Source organism: Pseudomonas sp. TE24901 (genome assembly GCF_054058375.1).
The window spans coordinates 294,634-313,811 of sequence record NZ_JBSSAF010000007.1; the positions used below are offsets into that span (position 1 = coordinate 294,634).

Genomic DNA, 19,178 nt, shown 5'->3' on the forward strand with positions numbered 1-19,178 from the left:
TTCGCTGTGTGGGGTCAATCCGGCCAAGGCGCCGATTTGTAATGCTGCGTGTCCACTTGGTATCCGCCTCGATACATTCACAGGCGAACGAGGCCCTCAGGTTCTGCCTTGAAAGCGACAGATACCTCACGACCCGGATCACGCATCAGGACTATCGCAAAGGCCAGCTGTACGGCGGTTGAACAAACTCATTCGGCTTGACCACTGGTCTGGAGGCAAGGCAAACAGCGGCTTTACTCCGCCCCGGGCTAATGCTGAGACCAGTAACCCCACAACAAACCCCGGGTTCACCCGTGCTAAAAACTGGCGCCATACATCCAATAACCGCCAGGTTTGCCCATGCCCTCCGCTTCCACGTTCTCCCGGCGACACTTCGTGTTGTTCTGCCTGGCGAGTTTTTTGTTGTCTTTGTCTTACGGTTCGACGTTCCTGCTGTCGCTGCTGATCCACACACGCGGCGGCAACGAGCACGACGCCGGCAGCGTGATTTCCATGGCGATGCTGAGCACCTTTGTCGCGGTGCTGGTGTCGGGCCACTTGGCGGACTGGCTGGGCGCCGCGCGCTCGATTGCCGTGCTCGGCCTGTTGCTGGTGGTAGCGTGCCTGGGCTTTGCCCTGGTGCCGGGGTTTGGCGAAGGGATGATGGTGTTCGGCCTGGCGTTGGGGCTGGGCTGGGGGGTGTTCTATACCCTGGGGCCGATCATCGTGGCCTTGCTGGTAGAGCCCCAGCACCGCGCCCGGTACTTTGCGTTGCTGTCGGGCAGCATGATGAGCGGCATCGGCTCCGGCCCTTTGCTGGGGCGCGGGGCGAGCGCGCTGGGGTTGCCGTTGACGAGTGCGTTCCTGCTCGCAGCGTTCGCCAGCTTGGTTGGGGTGGTGATGTTCTGGCGCTTGGGCGCACATCTCAAGGGACATGCCAATGCACCGGTGGCGCGGATTTCCTGGGCGGCGACGCGCCAGGTGCTGTCGTCCAAGGCCGCGTTTGCGATTGTCATGGTTGGCCTGGGTGGTTGTGTATTCGGTGGTTTGTCGTCGTTCCAGACCAGCTATGCGGCGGCCCGCTCGCTGGACTATTCGCTGTTCTTCCTGGGCTTTCTCAGCGCAGCGATCACCAGTCGCCTGCTGATTGCCGGGTTTGTGGTCAAGCGAGATGCCTATCGCGCGGCGTGCGTGTTGTCAGGCTTGATGGTGCTGTCGGTGGTGCTGTTCGGTTATGGGGTATCGGGCAGTGGCAGCTATTTGCTGGCGGCCGTGATCCTGGGAGTCGGGTATGGCCTGACGTATTCGGTGATCAATGGGTTAGTGGCCAATGAAGCACCGGCCGGCACCACGTCCCAGGCGTTGTTGCTGTTCAGCCTGGCGTATTTTGTAGGGGTGTTCGGCTTCCCTCTGCTGGCGGGCAAGCTCATCGTCGAGCACGGCCTGCCGACGCTGCTGGCGTGCGTGCTGGGGGTGGCGCTGTTCAACTGGTTCATCACGGTGGCGCGGCTGATCTGGCGCAGGTGTCTGTCGAACAGCGAGGCCTGTCACACAAAATCTTACAGGTGACCCAAGACCGTTCGTCGCCACCCAGGCACGAACCGCAAAGAGGGGCGGACCAATAAAGGGTAAGGACATCAACCCTATGGAGATACCCTCATGAAGCCTTCCACGTTTGCCGCCCTCGCCCTCACCGGCCTGCTGTCTACCGCTTCCCTGAGCACTTTCGCCGCCACCTCGTCGACCGGCCCGACCGGCCCGACCAACCCGGCGACGTCCGAATCCCAGAAATCCATGGGCACCGGCCTGGACACCAACGGCGGTGCTGTCATCGATAACACCACCCCAGGTGCCCCAGGTGCCGACCCACGCACTCAGGGCCAGGACACCGGCCGTCAAAGCCCGCCCGCAGTGGGTAATGGCAAGATGGGCCCGGCGGTCAATCAGCCGAAAATCAACAAAGGCGATGACTCGAACATCCCGGGCGCGCCGAAACAACCTGCACCTTGATCCATCGCACGCACCACCGACACCCGATCATTTCCCAGTGAAGAGGTACGCATGAACGTCGATAGAAACCTTGAGAAAGAAGTCCTCACCCGCCTGCTGCACGCCCACCCCAATGGCCTGGGCAAGGAGGTGCTGGATAACTACCGCGGCGAAAAAGAGGTGGCCAGTGTCTTGGCATTCCTGCAAGACCGCGGGCTTATCAAGGATGGGCATGTGACCACCGACGATGCCGGTGAATATGCGCTGAACTTGCCGATCAAGCTGACCGCGTCCGGTGTGGATGAGGCGCGCAAGCTGGACGGTCAGTCAGGCTAAAGCCTTGCAGTAACCCCTGTGGGAGCAGGCAAGTCGAATCGTCGCACCGCAGCTCCCACATTTTTACACCTGTGTTGGGTCAGCGTTGGGCGGCTACCAGTAGCATCATCGGCCGCTCCAACTCTTCTGCGAGTTCCGGGCGTGCAGCCAGGTCCGCGTCACTTGGGCCCCACTCGTTGACGTGGCTCAAGGTAAACCCCGCCTCGATCAACAGATTGAGCAAGGTCCCGAGGGTGCGGTGCTGTTTGATCACGCCCTCGGCCAGCCAGTTGGTCACCCGTGGCCCTTCCCGTTGATAGCCGTCCACCGGCCAACTCTTGCGCCCCTGTTCATCCACGAGCCAGCCCGGGTTGCGCGGCGCCATGAAGATCGGATGCTCGATGGAGAACACCAGGCGCCCGCCCGGGACCAATGCGCGATGAAGGCGCGCAAACAGCCCCTTGAGGTCGACGATGTAATGGAAGGCCAGGGAGCTGTAGGCGAGGTCGAATCTGGCGTCGGGCAGGTCAAGGTGTTCCAGGTCGGCAATCGTGTAGGTGATGGCGGTGGCCGAGGTCATCTCGGTGGCACGCGCCAACATCCTCGTTGAAACGTCCAGGCCCAGCACTTGGGCAGCGCCCTGCTCCTGCGCCCAACGGCTGAACCAGCCGTAGCCGCAGCCCAGGTCTACCACCTTCAAGCCAGGCATCGGCGGTAACAGGGACTGTAACGCAGGCCACTCCGGCGCGCCGGCAAGGCCCTCGACCGAACGGCCCATCTTGCTGTAGCCCTCGAAGAAAGCCGGTGTGTCGTAGATGTTCTGGGTCATGGCGCTGCTCCGTGCTGAGTGGCGCCTATTCTGCCAACTATCCACCCCTTTCTGTAGGAGCCGGCTTGCCGGCGATGGCGGTGCATCAAGATAGACCGATATCGCCGGCAAGCCGGCTCCTACAGTGGTGGGTGATTATTCGGCGAGCAATGCGTCGACTTCAGCGGTGCCTGGGGAGGTGGCCGGGCCCCAGCGGGTGACAGCCAGGGCTGCAGCCGCGTTGGCACGGCGTGCCGCTTCGGCCGGTTGCAAACCGTTGGCCAACCCGGCGAGGAACACGCCGGCATGGGCATCGCCCGCGCCGTTGCTGTCCACCGCCTGCACCTTGAAACCCGGCACATGTTCGGCCGTGCCCTGGCGGCTGATCCAGCAGCCATTCGGCCCGTCGCGTACCACCAGCAACGCTTCATCCGGCAGATGGCGATTGAGTTCGCCCAATGCATCCGCAACCGCGCTCGCGCCGGTGAATGCCAACGCCTCCGGGCCGTTGCTGGTCCAGATATCAATACGCGGCAGCAGCGCAATCATCAGCGCCGAATCCGGCGCCTTGACCAGCGGGCCCGGGTCGAACACCACGGTTATTTCACGCGGCAAGGCCAGCAGCCAATCGAGCAGCGCCTGGGCCTTGCCGTCCAACAACAGGCTATAACCGCTGACGTACACGTAATCGTCAGCGCGCGGCGTCACGCCTGCCAAGTCGTCGGCGCTCAAGTCACCTTCGGCGCCGATATGGGAAATGAACGTGCGCTCGGTACTGGCTTCGGTGAGCGAGACGCACAAACCGGTGTCTTTGCCCTCGCTGGCGGGCTGGGCGATTTCCACGCCCTCGGCCTGCATCGCAGCGCGGGCCAGGTCGCCAAAACGACCGTTGCCATGACGCCCGAGGTAAACCACCGGCAAGCCATTGCGCCGGGCGGCGGCCATCACGTTGAAGCCGCCGCCGGCTTCGAAACTGGCCGATTGCGCCAGTACGTCGCCACCGGTTGCGGGCAAGGTGTCGAGGGCCATGACCAGGTCGACGATGACCTGGCCGGTGTGCAGCAATCTAGACATTGGGGCTCTCTACTAAAGCCGGGCGACGATCAGCGGCGCCGCCCAGTACGGCGTAAATCCCACCGGCGACCAGGAAGGTGACGATCCAGCCCAGGCCGTTGTGGCCCAGCCAGGAGTCGGACAATGGCCCGGCGAACCAGATATTTTCAGCGGTGGTGCCGATGGTGGTGAAGCTGAAGCCCAGCACGATCGCCACCGCCCAGGCGCCGAACGCACGCCACTCCACACCACCGCGATACCAGTAGGCGCTGCTTGGGGAGACATCCAGCAAGTCTTTGGGGCTGTAGTAATGGCGGTGAATCAGGTCGACCACAAAGATGCCGACCCACGCCGTGATCGGCACCGCCAGCAGCGAGATGAAGGTAATGAACGGGCCGTAGAAGCTGTCGGCGATCAGCATGAAGTAAATCGACCCGGCGAAGATCGCCACGATGTCGACGATCACCGCGTGCACACGCTTGACCTTGAGGCCCAGGGTCAAGGTGGTGAGGCCCGCCGAGTACACCGAGAGGTTGTTGGACAGCAGCAACCCGCCGAACGCTGTGATCAGATACGGCACGGCCATCCAGGTCGGCAGCATGTCGCGGATCGCGATGATCGGGTCGGTGGCCGACGCCAGGTCGTTATTGCCCACCGACAGCAGGCCGCCTAGGGTAATCAGCAACACCAGCGGGATACCCGCACCGAACGCGGCCGACGCCACCAGGCGCACAGCCTTGACGCTGCGGTGCTGGTAGCGCGACATGTCGGCACCGGCGTTGGCCCAACCGATACCGGTGCCGGCAGCCATGGTGCCCACGCCGATGATCATCGCGCTCAACGGTGCCGGCGTGGCATTGAACACCGCGCTCCAGTCGATGGTGGCGCAGAGGAAACCACCCACCAAAATGTTCAAGGCGCCGAACACGTAGGTGGCCCACTTCTGGATCACCAGCAAGGTGGCATGGCCCAGGCCGGACACCGACAGGGTCAACAGCACGAAGATCGCGATGAAGATCAGGGTGAGTACCGGCGCACTTTTCGCCTCAACCGGCGAATGGAACAGGATCGAACACAACGACAGCAGCACGAACGCGGCGGTGGTGGTGTTGACGGTTTCCCAACCCAGGCGCGACATCAGCGAGACCAGGGTGGGGCCGATATTGCCGCGCACGCCGAAGATCGCCCGGGACAACGTGAGGCTCGGCGCACGACCGCGACGCCCGGCGATGGAGATGATGCCCACCACCGCAAAGGAGCCTGCGGCACCGAGGATCGCCACGATGATCGCCTGCCAGATGGCCAGGCCACGAAACGCCACCAATGTCGCGCCCAGGGGCAAGCCGAGGATGCTGATATTGGCCGCGAACCACACCCAGAACAGTTGCAGCGGGTGGCCATTGCACTCGCCTTCGGGGACCGGTTCTATGCCGCGTGTTTCCAATTGCCCGGCGCTTTGGCCGGAAGAGGTGCTGCTCATGAGAGGGTGCTCCTGGTGCCTGTATTGTTGTGGTTGTGGCAGAGAATCAAAGCGAAACTTTTATTCGGTCTCCATGACTCGACACGATCGAATGTGGGAGCGGGCTTGCTCGCGAAAGCGGTGGGTCGGCCAACTGATGTGCCACCTGACACATCGCCTTCGCGAGCAAGCCCGCTCCCACATGTTTGCCTACGGCGCTTATCGCAGTTTCAGCAGCCCTTGGACCAGCGGCTGCAACTCCAGGCCATTGACCTGCTTGACCTGTTCGATCAGCGCCTCGGGCCAGCACTGCAGGCCCAGGCACGCGCCCAACATCGCACCGAGAATGGCGGCGATGGTGTCGGTGTCACCGCCGAGGCTGGCGGCCAGGCACAGGGCCTCGAAAGCATTCATCTCACCCACCGCCACTTGCTGCGCGAGGGCAAACGACACTACCACCGACTCCTGGGAGGCGACGGAGGTGCCGATCAATTCGTAGAGCAAGTCGGCGAACAAGGCTTTGTCGCCACTGCCGACGCTCAAGGTGCGCGCCCAACTGATGCGGGTGGAAATGCGCCCACCGGCGATCCAGTGGCCGTGGTTTTCCGCCTGCTGGGCGATCTGCACACCAATATTCAGGGCTTCACCAAGGTCGGTGCCGTTGATGCCGGCCGAGACCACTGCCGCCACAGCAGCAGCGCTGGAAATGCCGAGGCTGGTGTTGTGGGTGACCTGACAGGCCTGGATCACCGCCTGGATGAAGTGCGCCGGGTCGCTGACGTCGGCCGCGATCCCCACGGGGGTGATGCGCATGGCCGCGCCGTTGGTGGTGCCATAACGCCCGGACTCTTCGGGCGTGTGGCCGGCAAGGATCATGTCGATAGCACGCTTGGTCGACGGCCCGAGCAAATCCTGGGAGCCTTTGGCGCGCATCACCGCTTCCCACTCGATCAGGCGCTGGGCCAGTCCTGTGGGCTCGATCCTGCCGTGGCCTTCCACCAGCAACTCGCCGACCAGGATTGCCTGTTCGGTGTCGTCGGTGATCGAGCCGGCGGGCATGTTCGGCGCAATCGGTTGGTCGGCATCGGCGTCTTCCAGGCCGGTGATGGCACCGAAGCGAGCCCTGACTTGCTCGCGGCTCAGGGACTGGGTGGGCATCCCCAGGGCATCGCCCAGCGCCAGGCCGTAAAAGGCGCCGAGTGCGCGAATATCCGGGGTCATTTCAAGGCTCCAAACTGCAGGTGCAGGCGAAAGTGCAAGGGGTCGAGCAAGCTCTCGACGTACTCCATGAAGCGCTCGCGACGGTCGTAGGTGGTGCGCGAGGCTTTGAGAAACACGGTGCCGGCAGGTCGGCCGAGCAACTCGGCGTCTTCGTCGCTCAGGGGCTCGGCGCCGATCCATTGGTCGCCCTCGGCACCGACGTAACCGTAGGCTGCCAGGGTGATGGTCAGGGAGTTATCGATCAGGCCCACACGCGGCAGGCTTTCCAGGCCTCCCGCGGCAGGCATCAGTGAACGTTCGAGGGACACGGCGACACCATCGGTGGTGCGCCGGCGACGATCCAGAGCGATGAACTGGTCGCTGCCGAAACGGCTGACCAGGTCCGGCCGGGTGACCGCTTCCAGGCGCAGGATGTCGGTGGTCACCCGTGCGCCGGTGTCGGCCAGGGCCTGGGCCCAGCCGCTGCGTTGGTCAAGCACCATGCCGTCAAAGGTGACGATGGAGCCGACGCCGCTCTGAGTCGCGATGTAGTTGCGACGCTTGAGCTCGGCCAGGGCTTCGCGCAGGGTGCCGCGGCTGACCGCAAACTCCTCGGCCAGTTGATGCTCGCCCGGCAGCAGGAAACCGTCGGCCATCACCCCACCCTCGATACGGCGGATGAGCTCGTCGACGACGCGTTTTTTCTTATCAAATCGAACATGTCTAATCATGTACAAATTGATAACCGAAAGCGCCCGATGGCAGCAAGCGAATTATTTCAGGAAGATGAAAAAAACGGCCTCAGGGCTCCAGACCAATGGGGAAAAATTCCCCGCCGCTCCAGACGCCCAGCCAGTTCTGACCGTTGATCGGACGGCTCACCGCCAGCTCCACCAATTGGTAGAACGCGTTGCGGTGCACGAGGGCTTCGAGGTTGGTGCGCACCCGCAGGTAAGGCGCAGGTTCCTGGGTGACAGGGTCGATCACCACCCGCAGCGGGTGTTCGAGGCCGGCCTCGATCTGATCGTCGACGTTGGTGGTAAAGCGCAGGACCTGGCGTTCGCCCTGCCCTTCGACTTCGAGGGTGACTGCGACAAACGGCGCATCATCGACGGTGATCCCCACCTTTTCCACGGGGGTCACCAGGAAATACTCATCGCCGTCGCGGCGGATGATGTTGGAGAACAACTTGACCATCGGTTTGCGGCCAATCGGGGTGCCCTGATAGAACCAGGTGCCGTCACGGGCGATGCGCATGTCGATATTGCCGCAGAAATCCGGGTTCCACAGGTGCACCGGCGCCGGTCCCTTGCCCTTGGGCAGTTGGGCCAACAGGTCGTTGGCCTTGGCGGAATCGGTCATGCGGGTCTCCTTTGAATTACTGGTCACTCATCCCCAGCAGGCTGCGTGCGTATTGCGCCAGCGGGCGGGCGATCAGGTCTTGAGGCTTGTTGTCGTGGAACGTCAGTAAACCGCCACGGCTGCGAATGCGCACAGTATCAATCAAATACTGGGTGCTGGTCTCGATCAGCATGACCTGAATCACGCCACTGTCCAGGCCAACGCGGTCCAGGGCTTGCTGGTCGGTCCACTCGTCGGCATTGCCGATGCGGTCATCGGCTGCCGCAAAGCGGCAGTACAACAGGTAGTGCGCACCGGCCGCACGGGCTTCGGACATCGCCTGTTCAAGGCCCTCGGTCTGGCGGGCGCGACGCACCATGGGGAAATACTCGACGAAACCGTTGAAGGCTTCCTCGGCCACCACGTTGGGACGCGGGTAGGCGCTGCCCGGCGGTACAAAGGCGCCTTGGGCGATAAAGATGAACGAGTCGGGCTGCACGCGAATCGAGGCGCTACGGCGTGTATCACTGTGGTCCAGCAGCCCGGCGTCACTCATCTGATAACGGGTGCCTTCGGCCATATCGCTGACGGTCATGCAACCACTCAGCGTCAACGACGCCAGCAACAACACCAGACTACGCATCCTAATCCTCCAGAAGCCGGTGACGGAAAACCGGCGAATGGGCGTGAGATGCAGAATCCAGGCCATTCATCGCAATGGCGAACATCTGTAGGAGCCGGCTTGCCTGCGATGCAAGCACCTCGGTGTATCAGTCACACCGAGTTGATGCAATCGCAGGCAAGCCAGCTCCCACACAAGCCAGCGTCTACAGGGGGTGGGGTCAGCCGCCGATGATCTTCATGATGGTGGCACCGCCAGAGAAGGCGACTTCCTGCTTGTCGCCCAGGGCCTTCATCAGCAAACCTTGCAGTGCTGGAAGCGCCTGGTGGCGGGGCTTGTCCAGCAAGTCGCCGATGTAGTGACGGTTACTCGACGACAGGCAGCCGTGCAGCCAGCCTGTGGAGGACAGCCGCAGCCGTGAACAGGTCCGGCAAAACGGTACACTTTCATTGGCGATCACGCCGAAGAAGCCTTTGCCTGGGATCTCGTAACGCACGGCGGTGGCGTCCACCGGGGCGTTGGCTTGCAGGTATTCGTGGTGTTCGCCGATCAGGCTGAGCAATTGCTGCAAGCTGACAAACTGCTGCAGGAACGCGTTGGAGTCCTTGGCCAAGTGGCCCATGCGCATCAGCTCGATGAAGCGCAACTCGTAACCGCGCGCCAGGCAGTAGTCGAGCAACGGCATGACCTGGTCGAGGTTCTGCCCGCGCAACGGCACCATGTTTACTTTGATCTTGAGGCCGGCAGCGCGGGCCTGGTCCATACCGTCGAGCACGGTGGCGAGGTCGCCGCCCCGGGCGATGCTGCGGAAAGAGTCCGCGTCGAGGGTGTCGAGGGAAACGTTGATGCGCCGGATACCCGCCTCCACCAGCAGCGGCAACTTGCGCGCCAGGAGCTGGCCATTGGTGGTCAGGCTGATATCACTGAGCCCCATCTGCCCCACCGCGCCCATAAAGGCTTCCAGCTTGGGACTGACCAGTGGCTCGCCCCCGGTGATGCGCAGGCGGTCGATGCCCGCCGCTTCGATCAGGTAAGCCACGCCACGGGCCATGGCCTCGGCCGAGAGTTCGTCCTGGGCAGCCACCAGCCGCTTGCCGTTAGGCACGCAGTAGGTACACGCGTAATTGCAGGCTGAGGTCAGGCTGATTCGCAAATTGCGAAAACGCCTGCCTTGACGATCAACGATCATGGATCACTCCGGCAGAGGATAATGGGGGCGCGCTAAAAACTGACTCATAAATCAGCTTTTAGCAAGATCCTTGCCTGAGTATATTCCTGGGACACTGCGCCTGGCAGTAAATCATTAGGCCATCACTGTGGCGAATGACTTATACAGCAGGGGTTTCGCCGCCCTTGGAATCCGGGTTTGGCAGATCAGCGCTGTGCTTGCGCTTGTTGCCCATGCGCACGCCGATGTCCATCAGGAATTGGAAGAAACCTTCCTGATCTTCCAGCACATTGCTCCAGAACGGCGAGTGGTACAGCGCCACGGCGCCATGCACCAGCGCCCATGCGGCGCAGTAGTGGAAATACGGTGGCACGTCTTCAAGCTTGCCTTCGGTGATTCGGCCTTTGATCAGCAAGGTCAGGCGTTCGAAGTTCGAGGCACGGATCTTGTGCAACTCCTCGACCATCTCCGGCACCTGGTGGCCCTTGACCACCTTCTCTTCCAGGCGGTCGAACAGGCGGTAGCGCTGCGGGTCGCGCATGCGGAACTCGAAATAGGCCCGGGACAGGGCTTCCTTGTCCTTGTCGACATCGGCCGAATGCAACAGCTCGTTCAAATCACGCTCGTAGTCGAGCATCAGGCGCAGGTAAATTTCGGCCTTGGATTTGAAGTGCTTGTAGATCGTGCCTTTGCCGATACCCACGGCATCCGCAATCATCTCGACGGTGACGCTGTCTTCACCTTGTTCGAGGAACAGCTTGAGTGCTGTGTCGAGAATTTCCTGCTCACGGCGGCGAAACTCACGGACCTTACGGGGTTCTTTTTGCATGAGGAAGAGGTCTGCAGAGGTCAATGTGGGAGGGCTGCGCAGGGCCACGGATACGTGGCGATACGATTTACCCAGTGTGAGGGATTATCCCGACTGAACAGTCGTTGGGCAATGTCTATGTGAACCCGTTATGCACTTAACTTTCAATGTGCCAACGATTTCATCGTTATCAGTCAGAAACAATACGCAATATATACACCTGTGCACTGGCTTGATGAGAACTCAAGCGAAGCGCGCGTATTCCAAATCTGTTTAAAAAACGATCAGATGCGACTGGACTGAATGGGATACTGATCAATACTTCAATTGTCGGCGTGGCATCTCCCCCAAGTGACGCGTCGACCTGGGTACCGACGGACTGTGTGCCCTTGTTTTACTCCTAATGGTCTTAGCCCGGATTCACCCCCCAGAACCCGGGTTTTTTTTGCCTGCGATTTGGCCTCGTCAGCCGACAACATGCGCCAGCGGGAACAGGCGCTTGAAGTTCTCGGTGGTCTGTTCGGCGAAGCGCTCGTAGGACTCACCCCGCAGCATTGCCAGGTAATCGGCCACGTCACGTACGTATTCCGGCAGGTTCGGTTTGCCGCGATGGGGGATCGGCGCCAGGTACGGCGAATCGGTTTCGACCAGCAAACGGTCGGCCGGCACTTGGCGCGCCACATCACGCAGGGCATCGGCATTGCGAAAGGTGACGATCCCCGACAGCGAAATGTAGAACCCCAGGTCCAGGGCCGCCTTGGCCATCTCCCAATCCTCAGTGAAGCAATGCAGCACGCCGGCCTGGGGCAACGCGGCTTCGCGCAGCAATGCCAGGGTGTCAGCGCGGGCGCCACGGGTATGCACGATGACCGGCTTGCCGGTCTGCTGGGCGGCTTGCAGGTGCAGGCGGAAAGACGCCTGCTGCAACTCGGCGGCTTCGGGTTCGTAGTGGTAGTCCAGGCCGGTTTCCCCGATAGCCACCACGCGCGGGTGGTTGAGCTCAGCCAGCAACCAGTCGAGGGCCGGGGCTTCGCCAGGCTTGAGGTCCAGCGGGTGGATACCCACCGAGCAATCCACATCGGCATAACGCTCGGCCAGGGCCTTGACGTCGGCGGCGTTCTCGGCGCTCACGCCGATGCACAGGAAGTGCCCTACTCCACGACCGCGCGCCGCTTCAAGGGCTGCGTCAAGGGAGCCGGCGTGCTGGGCAAGGTCGAGGCGGTCAAGGTGGCAATGGGAATCTACGAGCATAGGAAAAAGACAACTTGGTTCACGGAAAAGGTCTGACCGACGATACACCCGTCGGCCACGGAAATTAACGGCGGCCGAGCAGCCCGACCCATTGTACCAACAGCGCTTCAAGCAACAGCACGCGGTTGAGGTTGGCCTTGCCCAGGACTTTCTGGCGCTGGGCGAGGATCCAGTCCTGGATGGCCAGCACCTTGTCCTGGGCGCTCTTCTGCGCCAGGTACTGCACGACCTTGCGCATGTCCGGCAGGCCCAGCCCGCTTTCGTCCTGGGTCAACTGGTAGCGCAGGATCAGGCTTGACCAGTCGCAGAACCAGTCGAACAGCAGCAACAACGGGATGTCCTTCCAGGCGCCTTCGGCCAGTTGGGTCGCGGACTGTTCCTGCTTGAGCAGCTTCTTGACGCCGTCCACCACCAGGGCACGCTGTTCACGCACACCTTGGGCCTGAAGCTTCACGGCAGCCAGCGGCGAACCTGCGGCCAGGGTCAACAGCTCGACACGTTCATCTTCGGAACAGTCCGGCAACGCCTTCGCCAGCCACTGCAAGCTCATGGCCTGGCTAGGCAGCGGGCACGCCTGCTGCACGCAACGGCTGCGGATCGTCGGCAGCAAACGGCTGGATTGGTGACTGACCAGCAGCAACACAGTATCGCCGGACGGCTCTTCCAGACTCTTGAGCAGGGCGTTGGCGGCGTTGATGTTCATTGCCTCCACCGGCTCGATCAGCACGACCTTGCGCCCGCCCATCTGTGCGGTCTGCACCACGAAACTGACGAGATCACGTACCTGATCGACCTTGATCGCCTTGTCGGCCTCTTCAGGCTCCAGCAGGTAGTTGTCCGGGTGGCTGCCGGCCTTGAGCAGCAGGCACGACTTGCACTCGCCGCAGGCTTCCAGGTTGACCGGCTTCTGGCACAGCAGGCTGGCCATCAGGCGTTCGGCCAGGTCGCGCTTGCCAATACCGATGGGGCCATGCAGCAAGTAGGCATGGGCGTGCTGGGCACGGCCGGCCAACTGCTGCCAGAGGCCTTCCTGCCACGGGTAGGCTTCAGCCACGGGCACGCTCCAGCAGGGTGGGCAACAGGGCATCGATGGCGTGCTGCACCTGGGCCAGCGGTTGGGCGGCATCCAGCAGGTAGTAGCGCGCAGGCTCGGCCGCGGCACGTTTGAGGAACGCGGTGCGTACTGCGTCGAAGAAAGCCTGGCCTTCGAGCTCGAAGCGGTCCAGGCGACCCCGGGCGCTGGCGCGGGCCAGGCCGACTTCAACCGGCAAGTCGAAGACCAGGGTCAGGTCAGGGCGCAGGTCGCCTTGAACGAAGGTTTCGAGCGTGGCGATGCGCTCCAGGGACAGGCCCCGTCCACCGCCCTGGTAGGCATAGGTGGAATCGGTGAAGCGGTCGCAGATCACCACGGCACCCCGCGCCAGGGCTGGGCGAATCACCTCGGCCAGGTGCTGGGCACGGGCTGCGAACACCAGCAGCAACTCGGTGTCCGGGTTCATCTGCTCTTCACCCGGCGCCAGCAGCACCTCGCGGATACGCTCGGCCAGCGGCGTGCCGCCGGGCTCGCGGGTCAACACCACTTCGATTCCTTCGGCGCGCAAGCGCTCGGCGAGGTAATCGCGGTTGGTGCTTTTGCCGGCGCCTTCCGGGCCTTCCAGGGTCATAAACAAGCCAGTCACAGGCAGTCCTTAGTCAGAATTATTGCGGGCTTTGCGGCGCGGCCGTATCCGGCGCAGGATCGGCCGGCGTTTCTACCGGCGCTTGCGCTGGCGCATCGGCCGCTGGCGTTGCGTCTTGCGCAGGCTTCACCACGGGTGCCGGGCTGGAGCGGTAGTCGGCGCGGCGCTTGAGCTGGAACTCGCGCACAGCGGCATTATGCGTATCCAGGTCGTCAGAAAAAATATGGCTGCCATCGCCACGGGCAACAAAATACAGGCTGCTGCCTGGCACCGGGTTCAGCGCCGCATGGATAGCCTCGCGACCGACCATGGCAATGGGTGTCGGCGGCAGGCCGGCCACCATGTAGGTGTTGTAGGGGTTGGCTTCCTTCAGGTGAGCGCGGGTCAACTTGCCGTTGTAGCGCTCACCCAGGCCGTAGATCACGGTCGGGTCGGTCTGCAGCAGCATGCCGATCTTCATGCGTCGCACAAACACCCCGGCAATCTGCCCGCGCTCTTCGGGCACGCCGGTTTCTTTCTCGACCAGGGAGGCCATGATCAGGGCCTGGTAAGGGTCGGTGTACGGCGCATCGGCAGCGCGCTTGCTCCACTCTTGGGCGAGCACATCGTCGAGGCGGTTGTAGGCTTTTTTCAGGAACTCGACATCGGTCATGCCGCGCACAAAGCGGTAAGTGTCGGGGAAGAATCGCCCTTCGGGGAATACGCCGGGGTGACCCAGCTTGTCCATCACTTCGCTGTCCGAAAGGCCCGAGAGGGTTTGCACGATCTTTTCATGCTTGGCCAGCGCCGAACGCACCTGGCGGAAGTTCCAGCCTTCCACCAGGGTAAGGCTGTATTGCACCACTTCGCCGCGCTGCCACAAGCCGATCAGGCCTTGGGCGGTGAGGCCCGGCGTCATGCGGTATTCGCCACTGTGCAGTGGCTGGCCATCGAGGTTGAAACGCCAGTACAGGCGCAGCCAGAACGCATCATCGAGCACGCCATCGGCTTCAAGGCGATTGAACGTGCCGGTTGGGGTGGCCCCTGCCGGTACATCGAGCAATTGTTCCTGGGGCAGGTTCAAGGGCTGCTTCAAGGCAGAGTCAAGCTTCCAGGCCGAAAAGCCCAGCAGCAAGCCCGCCGAGACCAGGCCGATCTGCAGCAGTAAAACCAGTTTTCGTATCAACTCAAATATCCAATAGCGCGCGAACAATGCCCTGCAGTTTACGGGTGAGCGGCCCAACCGACCAGCTCATCGCAGCGCACTCGCGCACCGGCCAAATGCCATAAACGCTGTTGCACATGAACACTTCATCCGCCTGCTGCAGCTGCTCCAGGCTGATGTCGGCCACGGCCACGGGGACTCCCAGGGCATGTGCCTGGGCCAGAATCTCGGCGCGCATCACGCCAGCCACGCCGCAACGCGTCAGATCAGCGGTTAGTAACAAGCCGTTGCGCACCAGGAACAGGTTGCTGAACACGCCTTCAATGACACGATCGGACCTATCCAGCATCAAGCCTTCGGCATGCTCGGCGTCCTGCCATTCGGCGCGGGCGATCACCTGCTCCAGGCGGTTGAGGTGCTTGAGACCGGCCAGCAGGGGCTGTTCGGCCAAGCGGGTCGCGCACGGAAACAGGCGGATGCCGTCGGCTCCGTGGGCAGGGGGATAGGTTGCGGGCGGACTGCCCTGCAAAATGCGGCGCACAGGTGCGCCAGGGTTGGCGCCATAACCGCGCTGGCTGTCGCCACGGGTGAGGATCAGCTTGAGTACACCGCTGCCCAGGGTTGCGGCGTAGGCCAGCACTTCACTGCGGATCAACCCGTGATCCGCAGTGAAGGCAAGCCGCCTGCATCCTTCTTCGAGGCGATACAGGTGGCGGTCGAGCAGCACAGGCAGCCCGGCCTTGACGGCAATGGTCTCGAACAGACCATCACCGTATGCCAGGCCACGATCTTTCAGGGGCACGCTGTCCGCTGGCTGACCGTCGACCCAGCTGTGCATCACTCGGCGAACCGGCGGAACACCAGGGAACCGTTGGTGCCACCAAAGCCGAACGAGTTGGACAGCACCACGTCGATTGGCATTGGCTGGGCTTCGTGCGGCACGAAGTTCAGGTCGCAGCCTTCGTCCGGCTCATCAAGGTTGATGGTCGGCGGAGCGACCTGATCCTTGATGGCCATGACACTGAAGATCGCCTCGACCGCGCCCGCCGCACCCAACAGGTGACCGGTCATGGACTTGGTGGAGCTGACCGCCAGCTTGTAGGCATGCTCACCGAACACCGACTTGATGGCCTCGGCTTCCGCCAGGTCGCCCGTTGGGGTCGAGGTGCCATGGGCGTTGATGTACTGAACTTGGTTGGCGTTGACCTTCGCATCGCGCAAGGCGTTGGAGATGCAACGCGCCGCGCCGGCACCGTCGGACGGTGGCGAGGTCATGTGGTAGGCGTCACCGCTCATGCCAAAGCCGATCAGCTCGGCGTAGATCGTGGCACCACGCGCCTTGGCGTGCTCCAGCTCTTCGAGTACCAGGGCGCCGGCACCGTCGGACAAGACGAAACCGTCACGGCCTTTGTCCCAGGGGCGGCTGGCGCGTGTCGGTTCGTCGTTGCGGGTCGACAATGCACGGGATGCACCGAAGCCACCCATGCCCAGGCCGCAGGCCGCCATCTCGGCGCCACCGGCGATCATCACGTCGGCCTCGTCGTAGGCGATGTTGCGCGCCGCCATGCCGATGCAGTGCGTACCCGTGGTACATGCCGTGGCAATGGCGTAGTTAGGCCCCTGTGCGCCCAAGTGGATCGACAGGAAACCGGAAATCATGTTGATGATCGAGCCCGGTACGAAGAACGGTGAAATTCGACGGGGGCCGGAATCATGCAGCGTGCGACTGGTTTCTTCGATATTGGTCAGGCCGCCAATACCCGAACCCATGGCCACGCCGATGCGGTCACGGTTGGCGTCGGTGACTTCCAGGCCGGCATTGCGCACCGCCTGAAAACCGGCTGCCAGGCCGTATTGAATGAACAGGTCGAGTTTGCGGGATTCCTTGACCGAGAGATATTCCTCGACATTGAAACCCTTTACCGAGCCGCCAAAACGGGTGGAATAGGCAGAAAGGTCCGTGTGTTCGATCAGACCAATACCACTGTGGCCAGCCAGAATGCCCTGCCAACTGCTCGGCACATCCGTACCCAGTGGCGACAACATACCCATACCGGTGACTACGACGCGTCTACGCGACACAGCACTCTCCTTTTTCTAATGACGACACTTTGCTATAGAGCTAAAGAAAAAACCGCACGCTGTAACAGCAGTGCGGTTTTTCCCAACAGCAAGCGACGACTAAAAACTATTACGCCTGGTGGGCAGTAACGTAGTCGATAGCAGCTTGAACAGTAGTGATTTTTTCAGCTTCTTCGTCCGGGATTTCGGTCTCGAATTCCTCTTCCAGAGCCATCACCAGCTCAACGGTGTCAAGGGAGTCGGCACCCAGGTCTTCAACGAAGGAAGCGGAGTTGGTCACTTCTTCTTCTTTAACGCCCAGTTGCTCGGCAACGATTTTCTTGACGCGCTCTTCGATGGTGCTCATACCTTGTTTTCACTCCTAATGGACAAATTCAGGCAGCTGGCCAGTGGGTAAGTGTATAGAAAGCCATTTCAGCTTTTCAACTGAAAGCTTCACCCTGTACCCGGTTGGCCACCTGCCTATAAATTAAGTTGCAGCTTTATAACGGATTTTAGACAGCTCGTATGACATTTTTTTGAAGCGATCCGTCACAATTTAACTCATGTACATCCCGCCGTTAACCGGGATTGTAGCCCCAGTCACGTATGCCGCACCGTCGGACGCCAGGAAAGTGACCACATTCGCGATCTCTTGAGCCTGGCCCAGACGACCCAGCGGAATCTGCGTCAGCAAGGCTTCACGCTGTGCTTCCGGCAGTTCACGGGTCATATCGGTGTCGATGAACCCTGGGGCCACCGAGTTGACCGTAATCGACCGCGAACCGACTTCACGCGCCAGTGCACGGCTGAAACCTTCCAGACCGGCCTTGGCGGCTGCGTAGTTTACTTGGCCTGCGTTGCCCATGGCACCCACTACAGAGCCAATATTGATAATTCGGCCCCAACGCGCCTTGGTCATGCCGCGCAAAACCCCCTTGGACAGGCGAAACAGACTGTTCAAGTTGGTATCGACCACGTCGTACCACTCGTCGTCTTTCATGCGCATCATCAGGTTGTCGCGGGTGATACCGGCGTTATTCACCAGAATCGCCGGCGCGCCGAACTGTGCGGTGATCTCGGCCAGTACGGCAGCCACAGACTCGTCGCTGGTCACGTTCAGTTCAAGGCCGGTGCCTTGCACGCCGTTTTCCTTCAGGGTCGCGGCGATACGCTCGGCGCCCGAGGCGGATGTAGCGGTACCGATCACAACGGCACCCTGACGGCCCAGTTCCAGGGCGATCGCCTGGCCAATGCCACGGCTTGCGCCGGTAACCAGTGCAACTTTACCTTGCAGACTCATGCAGGCTTCTCCTAAGTTCGGGGATTCAGGCCAGTGCCGCGCGGGCGGCAGCGAAGGCATCCGGGGTATTGAGGTTGGCAGTCGACACGCCATCGGCGCAACGCTTGTTCAGGCCGGCCAGGACTTTGCCCGGACCGCACTCAACCAGTTCAGTGGCGCCATTGGCAGCCAGGGTCTGGACGGATTCGACCCAGCGTACGGGCTTGTAGAGTTGTTCCAGCAGGTCGCGCTTGAGCGTGTCGAGGTCGGCGGCAACGGCCGCGCTGACGTTCTGCACCAGCGGGATCTGCGGCGCCTGCCAGTTGATGGCAGCGATGGACTCGGCAAAACGCTCGGCCGCCGGACGCATCAGCTCGCAGTGGGACGGTACGCTCACCGGCAACGGCAGCGCACGCTTGGCACCACGGGCCTTGCAGCCTTCGATGGCGCGCTCGACGGCGGCCTTGGCACCGGCGATCACCACCTGGCCCGGGGAGTTGAAGTTCACCGCGCTGACCACTTCGCCCTGGGCCGCTTCGGCACAGGCTTCGATCACGACAGCATCGTCCAGGCCCAGGATAGCGGCCATGCCGCCCTGCCCGGCTGGAACGGCTTCTTGCATCAGTTGACCGCGACGCTCGACCAGCTTGACCGCCTCACCGAGGGTCAGGCTGCCCGCCGCCACCAAGGCACTGTATTCGCCCAGGCTGTGACCGGCGACGAATGCAGGGCGCGCACCACCTTCAGCCAGCCACAGGCGCCACAGGGCGACCGAAGCGGTCAGGATGGCCGGTTGGGTTTTGTCGGTTTGGTTGAGTTGCTCTTCCGGTCCCTGCTGGGTCAATGCCCACAGGTCGTAACCCAGAGCGTCGGAAGCTTCCTTGAAGGTGTCCAGGATCAGCGGGTACTGCGCGCCCAGCTCGGCCAACATGCCGAGGGACTGCGAACCCTGCCCTGGAAAGACGAATGCGAGGGATGTAGACATGTAACAAGCCCCTAATGATCTGGTCGTCAAAAAT

General features: G+C 62.1%; 21 protein-coding genes. 3 read left to right on the forward strand and 18 right to left on the reverse strand.

The window, feature by feature from the left end; all coding sequences use genetic code 11:
- The first annotated feature begins 339 nt into the window (after window positions 1-339).
- The 3 genes from ACVWVP_RS16545 to ACVWVP_RS16555 all read left to right on the forward strand — a co-directional run bounded on the left by ACVWVP_RS16545 (window position 340) and on the right by ACVWVP_RS16555 (window position 2,304).
- The gene (locus ACVWVP_RS16545; protein WP_457407191.1) at window positions 340-1,548 is read left to right on the forward strand and encodes an MFS transporter; all 1,209 of its coding nucleotides are present in this window, start codon (window positions 340-342) and stop codon (window positions 1,546-1,548) included.
- A gap of 90 nt (window positions 1,549-1,638) precedes the next feature.
- Window positions 1,639-1,989 (forward strand): hypothetical protein, encoded by a 351-nt coding sequence (locus ACVWVP_RS16550; RefSeq protein ID WP_457407194.1) that lies wholly within the window; start codon window positions 1,639-1,641, stop codon window positions 1,987-1,989.
- 51 nt (window positions 1,990-2,040) lie between these two features.
- On the forward strand, window positions 2,041-2,304 hold the full coding sequence (locus ACVWVP_RS16555) for a hypothetical protein (RefSeq protein WP_457407196.1): 264 nt from the start codon (window positions 2,041-2,043) through the stop codon (window positions 2,302-2,304).
- A 79-nt stretch (window positions 2,305-2,383) separates the two neighbouring features.
- Here ACVWVP_RS16555 and ACVWVP_RS16560 read toward each other — a convergent pair whose 3' ends face one another.
- The 18 genes from ACVWVP_RS16560 to fabD form a co-directional block, all read right to left on the reverse strand.
- Window positions 2,384-3,112: a class I SAM-dependent methyltransferase gene (locus tag ACVWVP_RS16560; RefSeq protein WP_457407197.1), complete on the reverse strand. Its 729-nt coding sequence runs from the start codon at window positions 3,110-3,112 to the stop codon at window positions 2,384-2,386.
- Window positions 3,113-3,247: 135 nt separating this feature from the next.
- Entirely contained in the window at window positions 3,248-4,165 is a 918-nt protein-coding gene (locus tag ACVWVP_RS16565) for a PfkB family carbohydrate kinase (RefSeq protein WP_457407199.1), read from the reverse strand.
- Complete coding sequence (locus ACVWVP_RS16570; protein WP_176997913.1) at window positions 4,158-5,624, reverse strand: purine-cytosine permease family protein; 1,467 nt, start codon at window positions 5,622-5,624, stop codon at window positions 4,158-4,160. Before ACVWVP_RS16570 ends, ACVWVP_RS16565 begins: the two co-directional genes overlap by 8 nt.
- A gap of 198 nt (window positions 5,625-5,822) precedes the next feature.
- Window positions 5,823-6,824 (reverse strand): ADP-ribosylglycohydrolase family protein, encoded by a 1,002-nt coding sequence (locus ACVWVP_RS16575; RefSeq protein WP_457407201.1) that lies wholly within the window; start codon window positions 6,822-6,824, stop codon window positions 5,823-5,825.
- Window positions 6,821-7,534 (reverse strand): GntR family transcriptional regulator, encoded by a 714-nt coding sequence (locus tag ACVWVP_RS16580; RefSeq protein WP_457407203.1) that lies wholly within the window; start codon window positions 7,532-7,534, stop codon window positions 6,821-6,823. Before ACVWVP_RS16580 ends, ACVWVP_RS16575 begins: the two co-directional genes overlap by 4 nt.
- Window positions 7,535-7,604: 70 nt before the next feature.
- Window positions 7,605-8,165 carry a DUF1285 domain-containing protein gene (locus ACVWVP_RS16585; protein WP_457407205.1) on the reverse strand — a complete coding sequence of 187 codons (561 nt, stop codon included), beginning with the start codon at window positions 8,163-8,165 and terminating at the stop codon, window positions 7,605-7,607.
- A 16-nt stretch (window positions 8,166-8,181) separates the two neighbouring features.
- Complete coding sequence (locus tag ACVWVP_RS16590; RefSeq protein ID WP_178923462.1) at window positions 8,182-8,787, reverse strand: DUF4823 domain-containing protein; 606 nt, start codon at window positions 8,785-8,787, stop codon at window positions 8,182-8,184.
- A 199-nt stretch (window positions 8,788-8,986) separates the two neighbouring features.
- Window positions 8,987-9,955, reverse strand: a complete 969-nt coding sequence (locus tag ACVWVP_RS16595; RefSeq protein WP_457407207.1) for a GTP 3',8-cyclase MoaA — start codon at window positions 9,953-9,955, stop codon at window positions 8,987-8,989.
- Between the two features lie 139 nt (window positions 9,956-10,094).
- Window positions 10,095-10,763, reverse strand: a complete 669-nt coding sequence (locus ACVWVP_RS16600) for a TetR/AcrR family transcriptional regulator (RefSeq protein WP_178923466.1) — start codon at window positions 10,761-10,763, stop codon at window positions 10,095-10,097.
- Window positions 10,764-11,207: 444 nt separating this feature from the next.
- On the reverse strand, window positions 11,208-11,993 hold the full coding sequence (locus ACVWVP_RS16605) for a TatD family hydrolase (RefSeq protein WP_457407209.1): 786 nt from the start codon (window positions 11,991-11,993) through the stop codon (window positions 11,208-11,210).
- A 64-nt stretch (window positions 11,994-12,057) separates the two neighbouring features.
- Window positions 12,058-13,047: a DNA polymerase III subunit delta' gene (locus ACVWVP_RS16610; protein WP_178923470.1), complete on the reverse strand. Its 990-nt coding sequence runs from the start codon at window positions 13,045-13,047 to the stop codon at window positions 12,058-12,060.
- Entirely contained in the window at window positions 13,040-13,672 is a 633-nt protein-coding gene (gene tmk / locus ACVWVP_RS16615; protein WP_178923472.1) for a dTMP kinase, read from the reverse strand. Before tmk ends, ACVWVP_RS16610 begins: the two co-directional genes overlap by 8 nt.
- 19 nt (window positions 13,673-13,691) lie before the next feature.
- Entirely contained in the window at window positions 13,692-14,837 is a 1,146-nt protein-coding gene (gene mltG / locus ACVWVP_RS16620; protein ID WP_457407212.1) for an endolytic transglycosylase MltG, read from the reverse strand.
- A 1-nt stretch (window position 14,838) separates the two neighbouring features.
- On the reverse strand, window positions 14,839-15,654 hold the full coding sequence (gene pabC / locus ACVWVP_RS16625) for an aminodeoxychorismate lyase (RefSeq protein ID WP_457407215.1): 816 nt from the start codon (window positions 15,652-15,654) through the stop codon (window positions 14,839-14,841).
- Window positions 15,654-16,898, reverse strand: coding sequence for a beta-ketoacyl-ACP synthase II (gene fabF / locus ACVWVP_RS16630; RefSeq protein ID WP_176997924.1), 1,245 nt, complete (start codon window positions 16,896-16,898; stop codon window positions 15,654-15,656). The genes pabC and fabF overlap by 1 nt, the downstream gene beginning before the upstream one ends.
- Before the next feature lie 109 nt (window positions 16,899-17,007).
- Entirely contained in the window at window positions 17,008-17,244 is a 237-nt protein-coding gene (acpP, locus tag ACVWVP_RS16635; RefSeq protein ID WP_016973676.1) for an acyl carrier protein, read from the reverse strand.
- 192 nt (window positions 17,245-17,436) lie between these two features.
- Window positions 17,437-18,180, reverse strand: coding sequence for a 3-oxoacyl-ACP reductase FabG (fabG, locus tag ACVWVP_RS16640; RefSeq protein WP_015885432.1), 744 nt, complete (start codon window positions 18,178-18,180; stop codon window positions 17,437-17,439).
- Between the two features lie 25 nt (window positions 18,181-18,205).
- Window positions 18,206-19,144, reverse strand: a complete 939-nt coding sequence (fabD, locus tag ACVWVP_RS16645) for an ACP S-malonyltransferase (RefSeq protein WP_457407219.1) — start codon at window positions 19,142-19,144, stop codon at window positions 18,206-18,208.
- Between the last annotated feature and the right edge of the window lie 34 nt (window positions 19,145-19,178).